The 9,738-nt window shown below is 65.6% G+C and carries 6 protein-coding genes and 2 pseudogenes; 5 read left to right on the top strand and 3 right to left on the bottom strand.

Annotation, left to right across the window (positions count from 1 at the left end; all coding sequences use genetic code 11):
• The 3 genes and pseudogenes from JOZ00_RS06095 to JOZ00_RS06105 all read left to right on the top strand — a co-directional run.
• Positions 1–339: pseudogene (locus JOZ00_RS06095) on the top strand (short-chain dehydrogenase); the annotation flags it as partial.
• A gap of 258 nt (positions 340–597) precedes the next feature.
• Positions 598–1,893 (top strand): sodium:proton exchanger, encoded by a 1,296-nt coding sequence (locus tag JOZ00_RS06100; RefSeq protein WP_293341183.1) that lies wholly within the window; start codon positions 598–600, stop codon positions 1,891–1,893.
• A gap of 63 nt (positions 1,894–1,956) precedes the next feature.
• Positions 1,957–2,793 carry an SDR family oxidoreductase gene (locus JOZ00_RS06105; protein WP_293341186.1) on the top strand — a complete coding sequence of 279 codons (837 nt, stop codon included), beginning with the start codon at positions 1,957–1,959 and terminating at the stop codon, positions 2,791–2,793.
• Here the strand turns inward: JOZ00_RS06105 and JOZ00_RS06110 are convergent.
• Entirely contained in the window at positions 2,790–4,565 is a 1,776-nt protein-coding gene (locus JOZ00_RS06110) for a SulP family inorganic anion transporter (protein ID WP_293341189.1), read from the bottom strand. The genes JOZ00_RS06105 and JOZ00_RS06110 overlap by 4 nt on opposite strands.
• Positions 4,566–4,581: 16 nt before the next feature.
• Positions 4,582–5,664 carry a sulfate ABC transporter substrate-binding protein gene (locus JOZ00_RS06115; protein WP_293341192.1) on the bottom strand — a complete coding sequence of 361 codons (1,083 nt, stop codon included), beginning with the start codon at positions 5,662–5,664 and terminating at the stop codon, positions 4,582–4,584.
• 183 nt (positions 5,665–5,847) lie between these two features.
• Here JOZ00_RS06115 and JOZ00_RS06120 point away from each other — a divergent pair, with 183 nt between their 5' ends.
• The gene (locus JOZ00_RS06120; protein WP_293341195.1) at positions 5,848–7,248 is read left to right on the top strand and encodes a DUF2252 domain-containing protein; all 1,401 of its coding nucleotides are present in this window, start codon (positions 5,848–5,850) and stop codon (positions 7,246–7,248) included.
• Positions 7,249–7,271: 23 nt separating this feature from the next.
• Entirely contained in the window at positions 7,272–8,429 is a 1,158-nt protein-coding gene (locus tag JOZ00_RS06125; protein ID WP_293341198.1) for a Zn-dependent alcohol dehydrogenase, read from the top strand.
• 21 nt (positions 8,430–8,450) lie between these two features.
• Here JOZ00_RS06125 and JOZ00_RS06130 read toward each other — a convergent pair.
• Positions 8,451–9,738 (bottom strand): annotated as a pseudogene (locus tag JOZ00_RS06130) (NAD(P)/FAD-dependent oxidoreductase); the annotation flags it as partial.

Consider the following 9,738-nt stretch of genomic DNA (forward strand, 5'->3'; position numbering starts at 1 on the left):
AAGGCGTTCGACATGGTCTTCGCCGAGGCGCTGTGGGCCGAACTGCATGACAAGGGCGTCGACGTCCTGGGCCTCATCCTCGGCAAGACGAACACGCCGGCATTGCGTGAACTCGAGTACAGCCGCGGCCAGATCGGCTCTCCCGACGAGGTGCCGGCAGGCGCGGACGCCGTCGAGGATGTCATCACCGAGGCGTTCGAAAATTTGGAGAACGGTCCGACGTTGATGGTTGGCGACACCATGCGCGCCGCCGCGCAGTTCCTGACGTCGCTGAGCCGCAATCAGGCCGTTGAGGTCTTTGCTCAGGCGGCCGCCGCGGCGATGGGGCCGGACGACTGATCGGAACCTCAGCCGTTCGCCCGGCGTCTTAACGCGTAGTGCCGCTTCGCGGGAAAGGTTTGCCAAAATCTCAGATCAGGCCAGCCTAACTTTTCGACCCAGGTCTACCTGGCCAGCAAATATGGTTTCGCGGATACGTTCGCTTCGCTGACCCGGCACGTTGCTGGGAGGAAGTTACGCGGGTAACTTGAGGAGGCAGTTCGCCACGGCAAGCCGGCCGGTACGGCCACCTGTCGCCACCCCTCCATGAGCCGAAGGATGACGATGCTCGCCACAGAAAGGCCGACCGCCACGGTGTCGAAGGCGGCACGGTCGCGGCGCCACACCCTGATCCGTTCGGGCTTGATCACCACGATCTTCGTCGTGCCGGCCGTCGTCCTACGGGTATCGGGTCTGCACCCTGACCCGCTGGCCGCCCTATTCATCTTCGGCGCCGCGGTGGTGTCCGCCAGCTTCCTACTGGCGTGGGCCGCCGAGGCGGCGCAGATCGACGTCGCCGGTGGGCTGGCGACGGCGGTGCTCGCTTTGATCGCGGTGCTGCCCGAATACGCCGTCGACCTCTACTACGCGTACGTGTCCGGCCACAACGCCGATTACACCCAGTACGCCGCGGCGAACATGACCGGATCCAATCGGCTGCTGATGGGCCTGGGCTGGCCGGTCGTCGTGCTGGTCAGCATCGTCGTTGCCCGCAGGAGCGGGTCCGGGAAAACGACCGGGCTGGCGCTGCAGCCGGGCAATCGTCTCGAACTGGGCTTCCTGCTGATTGCCGGGGTGCTCGCGTTCGCGATACCGGTGTCCGGCGAAATCCACCTCGGGTTGGGCCTGGCGCTGCTGGCCTGGTTCGGGTTCTACCTGTACAAGCTCAGCCACGGCGACGTGGAGGAGCCGGAGCTGATCGGCACGGCCGCCGCCATCGGGGAGCTACCGGACCGCAGTCGGCGCATCGCCGTCGTCGGCCTGTTCCTCGCCTCCGGCGCGGTGATCCTGCTCTGCGCCAAGCCGTTCGCCGACAACCTGGTCGGTGCAGGCACCGAACTGGGCATCGACCGCTTCCTGCTGGTCCAGTGGCTCGCCCCGCTGGCCTCCGAAGCTCCCGAGTTCATCGTCGCCACCATCTTCGCCAGCCGGGGCAAGGGCACGGCGGCCATCGCCACCTTGATCTCCTCCAAGGTCAACCAGTGGACGCTACTGATCGGATCGCTGCCAATCGCCCACCTGCTCGGCGGCGGCGGATACTCGCTGGTGCTCGACAGCCGCCAGGTCGAGGAGGTGCTGCTCACGGCCACTCAAACGATGATGGGAGTGGCGCTGATCCTGGGGCTGCGGTTCCACCGGGCAACGGCCTTCGCGCTGCTGGCGCTGTTCATCGTCCAGTTCCCGCTGGTCTCCACGCATGGACGGCTACTGCTATGCGGTGTCTACGCCGCGGTGGCCATCGCCGGGCTGATCGTGAACCGCCGCGACGTGGTCGCCACCATCCGGGCGCCGTTCTTCGGGACGGCCATCCGCCACAGCGGTCACCCGCACCACGATGCGGAGCATCCCGCGTAGCGCGCACCAGCAAACCGCGCCCCACGGCTCCGTCTGACATCACACGACGTATACGGTCCAGGTATGAATCGAGTGTCGGTAATCACAGGCGGCGCGGGCGGCATGGGCCTGGCCACGGCCAAAATCCTCGGCCGCGATCACACGCTTGTTCTCTGCGACGTCAGGCAGGACCGGCTCGACACGGCGGCCGCGACCCTGAAAGACCTCGGGGTGACCGCGACGGCCGTCAACTGCGACGTCACCGATCGGCATGCCGTCGACGACCTGCTCGACACCGCGACCGGCCTCGGCACTCTCGCCTCGGTGATCCACACCGCCGGGGTGAGTCCGAGCATGGGCGCGGCGGAATACGTCATGCGGACAAACGCGATCGGCACGGTGAACGTCAACGAGGCGTTCCACGCGAAGGCCGGTGGCGGCTCGGTGATCGTCAACGTCGCATCGATGGCGGCACACATGCTGCCCGCGGAAATGATTCCGACAGACCAATTCCCGGTGGCGATTTCCGACGGCGACGCCTTCATGGAGACAATGCTCAAGGCCTGCGCGATCGTCCCCGAAGACGCGCAATCCGGCATCGCCTACGCGCTGAGCAAGAGCTTCGTGAAGTGGTACAGCCAGTCCCAGGCCGAGAGGTTCAACGCGAGCGGACTGCGCATCGTCTCGGTCTCCCCCGGGTCCATCGACACCGAGATGGGCAGGCTCGAGGAGCAGGCCGGCGCCGGAGCGATGGTCGCCGACGCCGCGGTCCCGCGCTGGGGCAAGCCCGAGGAGATGGCCGAACTGCTCGCCTTCTGCGCCAGTGACAAGGCCGGCTACCTCACCGGCACCGACATCCTGAACGACGGCGGAGTGATCGCCTCGATGACCGAGCGGGCCCGGGTGGCCGCCAGCGGCTAGACCAGGTAGTACAGCTCGGCGTGCGGGGCAAGCTCGGGCGCGGATGTGAAGGGCCCCTTCAGTTTCAGCTCCGCCAGCTGGTTGTGCGCGTAGCGCACCGCCTTCAGCGTCGCCGAGTATTCCTCGTCTTCTTCCGGGAAGACATGCTCCGCGCTGAACCATTCCTGCAATCCGACGTTGTGCAGGACGGAGAGCGTGTCGGCGCGCACCCCGGCGAGCAGGATCGTGACGCCTCTGTCGGTCTCGGCGCGCAGGAAGTGCTCGATCCGCTCGATGCAGACAACGTCCGGATGGCGCACCCGTTTGAGGCGTAGCACGACGAACTTCAGGTCATCATCGGCGATCCGTCTGCTGATCTCCGCGAGGTAGCGGTCCAATTCCGGTGCGGCCCCGAAGAACAATTCGCCCTCCAGGTCGTAGATGACGATCGACGAATCCGGCGGATCGCCCGGGATACGTTCGCGGACAACGCGTTCGGGTGTGACGATGAGTTCCTTGGCTTTCAATTTGGCCGCGCGGGGCACGAACAGCAAAATCGAAAGGACGACGCCGAGTAGGACCGACTTATCGAGATCGATTGCCACCCCGGTGAATGCCGTGACGACCACCAGGCCCGCGTCGTAGCGGGACGCCTTGAGCGTGTACACCAACCGCTTCCAGTCGACGAGCCGCGCGGCCGTGACGAGCAGCAGACCCGCCAGCGCGGGCTGCGGCACATACCGCAGCAATGGGGCGAACAGCAATAACGCCGCGGCGACCGTCGCGGCCGAGACGATCCCGGAGAACCGCGTCTTGCCGCCGGCCTGGAAGTTGATCGCCGACCGGGACAGCGAGCCCGACCCCGGCAGGCTCTGAAAGAATCCCCCGGCGAGGTTGGCGAGCCCTTCCGCCATGATCTGCCGGTTGTAGTCGATCTGCTGTTTCGTCTGATAGGCAATGGCTTTGGCGATGGACAGCGCTTCGATGATGCCGACGAAAGCGATGGCCAGTGCGCCGGTTGATAATTCCGGCAGCCACCCGGTGTGGATTTCAGGGACATGCGGGGTGGGCAGGCTCCGCGGGATCTTGGCGGCCACCGACACCGCGGTGTGACCGTTGGCCCCCGGGACCGACCAACCCGCGACATAGGCGATCAGGCCGGTGATGATCAGCACGGAGAGCATGTCGATCTGCGGCCACCGGTAGCGCTGCACCACCTTGCGCAGGACGACCGCCAGTATCACCGCCGAAACGCTCAATACCAGTGCGCGGTAATTGATGTGATCACCGTGGGTCAGGGTGAGCCACACCCGGTGCAGCACCTGCATGTGGCCGTTGCCCTTGTCTTTGACGCCCAGTGCGTTGCCCAGCTGTCCGGCGGCGAGCAGGAACGAAGCCGCCGCCATGAAGCCGATGATGACCGACTCGGAGATATAGCGAGTCAGGTTGCCGAGCTTGAACAAGCTGATGATGATCTGAAACACGCCGACCAGGACCGCCAGCAGGAACAGCCCTTCGAAGAGCTCGCCTGTGTTCTCCGAGTCGAGGAAGGCGAGGGCGGTGAACACCAGTAGCGATATGGCGCTTGTCGGCCCGTTGATCAAGTGCGACGAGGAGCCGAAGATCGACGCGACGATCGTCACGACGATCGCCGAGTACACACCGAACCTCGGATCCACCCCGGCGATCAACGCGTAGGCCATCGCCTGCGGGAACGAAATGGCGGCGACGGTCAGGCCGGCGATGACATCGTGCCGGCCTTTCACCAAGTCGTAATTCAGAGCAAAGCCCACGTTGCGCGTCTTTCCGCTATGTTCCCGCCGCCGCGCCAGGGGGCGGCGCCGAGATGCTGTCGAGGATTCCGTTGGTACCGAAGAACTGCTCGCGCGCGTCACTCCAGTCCTTGGCGATCGCGCTTATTCCGAATAGTGCGAGCGGGGGAAGCCGGTCGGCGTGCTTAGCGAGGATCTCCGGCTTGACTGGCCGGTAGCCGTACTGCGCCGCCTGCTCTTGCGCGGCATCGGAGAACAGATAGTTGAGGTACGCCTTGGCGTAGGTCGCCGACTTTGTGTCGGTGACATTGGCGTCGACCCAAGACACCGCGGGTTCGGCGAGAATGCTGACCGGTGGGTAGACGAGCTGGAGTTCGTCCTTGTTGGCGCCGACCTCGCGCAGCGCCTCGTTCTCCCACGTGAGTTGCACGTCGCCGATCTTCGACAGCGTGAAGCTGTCACCCGCGCTGCGGGCACCGGCGTCCGAGACCGCCACGTGTTGCAGTAGCGACCTTACGTAGCCAGCCGCCTGGGCCTGGCTGCCGCCTCGCGTGGTGACCGAACCCCAGGCCGCCAGGACGCTCAACTGACCGTTGCCGGAGGTGCGCGGATTCGGCGTCACCACGGACACGTCACGGTTGATCAGGTCGGGCCAGTCGTGGATCGCTTTCGGATTGCCCTTGCGGACGACAAACACGATGGTCGAGGTGTACGGCACCGAGTTATTCGGCAGGCGCTTGCGCCAGTCGGCGGCGACCAGGCCCCGCTTGCTCAGCGTGTCGATGTCGCTGATCAGCGCCAGCGAGACCACATTGGCTTTCTGGCTGCCGTCGAGAACACTCTTCAGCTGGCGCCCCGAGCCTCCGTGAGACTCCTTGATGTCCAACGTGATTCCGGTGTGCGCGCGATATTCGGGGATGAAAGTCTTATCGATTGCGGCGTACAGCTCGCGAGTCGGATCGTATGAAACGTTGAGGATTTGGTTCGCCCGGTCGGCGGGAGCGTTCTTGATCACGATCGCGGTCGCGGCGGCGACGACGGCCACGACACCGATGACGTTGAGCCAGCTGATCCGCACCCGCGGGTGCAGACGCTGGAGCGCCGGACGCACTTTCACCATCGGAGCGTCCTCTCGCGGCAATACCCCAGACAGGATCGTCTGGTCGGAAACATTTTTAAGTATGTTAACGATCGGTCCACTTGCCGGCAGCGGAGAGAATCACCCTGAAGATAACTTCGCACGCCCGCACCGAAGCTGCCGAAAGCCCTTCGCTCAGCCCGGACCAGCGCATATGCTGTTCGGATGCCGCAACTCGTGTTGCGTGATCGTCTGATCGAGCTCGAAGTGCCAAGCGCGGACGTGGCGCGCGGCCGAGCGTTGCGAAAGACCGTGCCAAGGAGTTCGCTCGCGCAACTGAACCCGTCCGCACGATCGGCCACCGAAATTCTGGTCGCCCAAAACGCCGACCGGCTCGGTGAGCTCGTCCCGCTGCGCTTCGCCCGGATGCTCGCCGATCCGTTTTCGTTTTACCGAGGATCCGCGGCCGTGATGGCCGCCGACCTGGCCACCAGCCCGACGAGCGGGATCGAAATCATGTGCTGCGGTGACGCTCACGTCTCGAATTTCGGCCTGTACGCCGCGCCGCACCGCTCGATCCTGTTCGACCTGAACGACTTCGACGAGGCCGCCGTCGCGCCGGCGGAGTGGGACGTCAAACGCCTGGTCACCAGTGCGATAATCGGGGGCCGTCACGCCGGCTACCCGACCAAGGCCATTCGCCGCTGCGTCGAGCAGGCGTTGGAGGGCTACCAGAGGAGCCTGGAGGCGATGCTCGAGGAGATGGACGTTCTGGAGCGCTACTACCTGCGGGTGGAACCCGAGAAGTACAGCGGGGATGTGTCCAAGGGCCTGCAGGCCGTGATCAACAAAACGATCTCTCGGGCGCGCACCCGGACGTCCGCGCGAGTCTTCAAGCAGATCACCGAGATTGGCCCGGATGGCACACCCCGGTTGCGCGAGGCGCCACCGATTCTGCAGCACGTTGACGAAGAGGTCGAAGCTCCCCTGCTGGCCTCGATCGAGGCGTACCTGGGCACGGTCCCCGCCGATGTCGCGCTGCTACTGTCGCACTTCCGCGTGACCGATATCGCGCTGCGGGTGGTCGGCGTCGGCAGCGTCGGAACCCGTTGCTATCTGGTCATCTTGGTCGGCCCCAACGACACACCGCTGATCCTGCAGATCAAAGAGGCCACGCGATCGGTACTCGAGGAATACGGTGGCTGGTCCCAGCCGAACACGCTCAACGCGGCCGTCGAGGTCAAGGGCCAGGGGGTCCGCGTCATCGACGGTCAGCAGATCCTGCAGGCCATGTCCGACGTGTTTCTCGGCGCCACCCGCAAGGACGGCCGCGACTACTACGTCCGTCAGTTCCATGACATGAAGGGCACCATCGAAACCGAGGGCATGTCGGCGGACACGTTCACCGAATACGTCGTCGCCTGCGCCGTGTTGCTGGCGCGGGCACACTCACAGAGCGCGAACGCCTCCATCCTGCGCGGATACGTGGGCACCAACGACAGCGTGCACTGCGCGGTCGCCGAATGGTCGCACGCGTACGCCGAGAAATCACTCGACGACTTTCATCAGCTGCGCGCGGCGGCGAAGGCCGGCGACATCGAGGTTGCCGCGGACCCGGCCCGCTGAGCGCGGCGCCTAAGGTGAGTTCGATGCGAAGTCGCGCGGCCATCCTTTACGAGTACGGGGGTCCATGGTCGGTCGAAGAGTTCGAACTGGACCCACCGCGTGCCGGCGAGGTGTTGATCCAGCTGGCCGCCACGGGGCTGTGCCACTCCGATGAACACATCCGGCAGGGACGGCTGGCCGCGCCGCCCGACACCCTGCGCGAACTCGGCCTGCCGGCGATGTCGCCGACCATCGGCGGGCACGAAGGCTCCGGCGTGGTGATCGAGGTGGGCGACGGGGTGACCCACTTGGCGCCCGGTGATCACGTGGTGACGTCCTTCGTCGCGGTATGCGGCAACTGCCGTTGGTGCGCATCGGGAATGGAATACCTGTGCGACACCGGCTCCGGCACCCTGGCGCCCGGCATGCCGACCGATGGGACCTTTCGTCACCACACCGCCGACGGCCGAAACCTGGGCCATGTCTCCAAGATCGGGGCCTTCGCGGAGCACACCGTCGTCTCGGCGAATTCTCTCGTCAAGATCTCACCGGATTTCCCGCTGGTACCCGCCGCGCTACTGGCCTGCGCGGTACCCACCGGATACGGCTCGGCGGCGAGACGCGCCAACATTCGCGGTGGTGACACCGCGGTGGTGATCGGCGTGGGCGGGATCGGGACCGCGGCCATCCAGGGCGCGCGCATCAGCGGCGCGTCTCGCATCGTCGCGGTCGACATAAACGAGTTCAAGCGTTCGGCCGCAATGACTTTCGGAGCGACACACACCGCCGGGTCCGCAACAGAGGCGATCGACTTGGTGCGCGAGCTGACCCGCGGCGTGATGGCCGACGCGGTCGTCGTCTCCCCCGCGATGGTCGGCGCGGCCGACGTCGGCACGGCACTGGCGCTCACCCGTAAAGGCGGCACCTGCGTCCTCACCGGCCTGCCCTCGCCCGGGACGAGTTCGATCGACATCACGCTGCAGGAGTTCATCCTGATGAACAAGACGTTGTGCGGCACAGTCTTCGGCTCGTGCAATCCCAAGAGCGACATTCCGATGCTGGCGACGTTGTACGAGTCGGGTCAACTGCTGCTCGACGAGATGATCACCAAGCGCTACAGCCTGGACGAGATCAACGTGGCCTACGCAGCCCTAGCCGCCGGCGAGTTGATCCGCGGGGTAATCGATTTCGGCGCTCGCTGACCTTCGACTGCAGCCCGGCGTTCGGTGCAGCCAATCACGCGGCCGTAGCCGCCAGGTCCGGCGCGCGTATTCCAGCTCCGTGTAGGGCCACTGGGTGACGATGCGTCCGCTCGGCGAACGGAAGTAACTGTCGCATTGAGTCCAGATGGTGCGCTCGAGGTCCGCGAAAAGCGCTTCGTTATATCGCTTTTCGGCATCCGGTCGCACGTCGAGATACCCGCCGCGGCGCGCCACCTTGCTGACCGCGCTCGCCACCAGCCGCGCCCCGGCCTCAAGGATGTAGACGATCGAGTTGCCGCCCTGGTTGGTGTTGGGGCCGTAGAGCATGAAGAAATTCGGAAAGCCGCCGACCGCCACGCCCAGATACGCGCTGGGGTCGTCGCCCCAGCGCTCGTGCAGGCGCTGCCCGCCATCCCCGATCACCTCGATGCCCGACAGGTAGCGCGAGGTCTCAAACCCGGTGGCCAGCAAGACCACATCGACGTCGACGGCCGCACCCGCGGTGGTGATCACTGACCCCTCGGTGATCCGCTGGATGGGATCGGTGACGAGGTCGACGCGCTGCCGCTGCAGCGCCCGGTAGTAGTCGTCACCCAGCAGCACCCGCTTGCAGCGGAACGGGTAATCCGGCGTCAGCGCGCCGCGCAGCCCATCATCGGACACGGTGCGCTCTAGGAACGACGTAGCGAAATGACTGCGGGCGGTGACGATCGGATCGTCGGCGAACGTCGCGGTGTTGTCGTGCTGAAACTTCCAGATCCGCCAGCGGGTCCGGCGGACCGCCAGGGGGTTGCGCCGGAATCGCGCCAATCGTCTGCGCTGTAAGGCCGGTCTTCCTTGGGAACCATCCACGGCGGCGTGCGCTGGAAAACCGCCAGGTGACCGGCGACCTTCGCCAGTTCGGGGACAACCTGGACGCCACTGGCGCCGGTGCCGATCACCGCGACCCTCTTGCCCGCCAGCTCGACCCCGTGATCCCAACTCGCGGTGTGCATGACGGGGCCGCCGAAATCGCCGAGCCCCGCGATATCGGGATGCTTCACCGACCCGAACAGACCCGCGGCGCAGACCACCACGTCCACGCTCAGCGTCTCCGGCTTCCCGTCCCGCTCCAGCTGACAGTCCCATCCCCAGGTGTCCGCATTCCAGGAAACCGTGCGGACCCTGGTCCCCAGCATGAGGTGCCGGCGTAGGTCAAAGCCGTCGGCCACCGATTCCAGGTAGGCCAGGATCTCGGGTTGCCGTGCGTAGGTGCGACTCCAGGATTTGTTGGGCGCGAAGGAAAACGAGTACAGATGACTCTGGATGT

Source organism: Mycobacterium sp., assembly GCF_019243155.1.
Classification (GTDB): domain Bacteria; phylum Actinomycetota; class Actinomycetes; order Mycobacteriales; family Mycobacteriaceae; genus Mycobacterium.

Coding starts and splice junctions, on each gene's coding strand:
- JOZ00_RS06100 (WP_293341183.1), top strand. CDS start 598: ATGACGATGCTCGCCACAGAAAGGCCGACCGCCACGGTGTCGAAGGCG.
- JOZ00_RS06105 (WP_293341186.1), top strand. CDS start 1,957: ATGAATCGAGTGTCGGTAATCACAGGCGGCGCGGGCGGCATGGGCCTG.
- JOZ00_RS06115 (WP_293341192.1), bottom strand. CDS start 5,664: ATGGTGAAAGTGCGTCCGGCGCTCCAGCGTCTGCACCCGCGGGTGCGG.
- JOZ00_RS06120 (WP_293341195.1), top strand. CDS start 5,848: ATGCCGCAACTCGTGTTGCGTGATCGTCTGATCGAGCTCGAAGTGCCA.
- JOZ00_RS06125 (WP_293341198.1), top strand. CDS start 7,272: ATGCGAAGTCGCGCGGCCATCCTTTACGAGTACGGGGGTCCATGGTCG.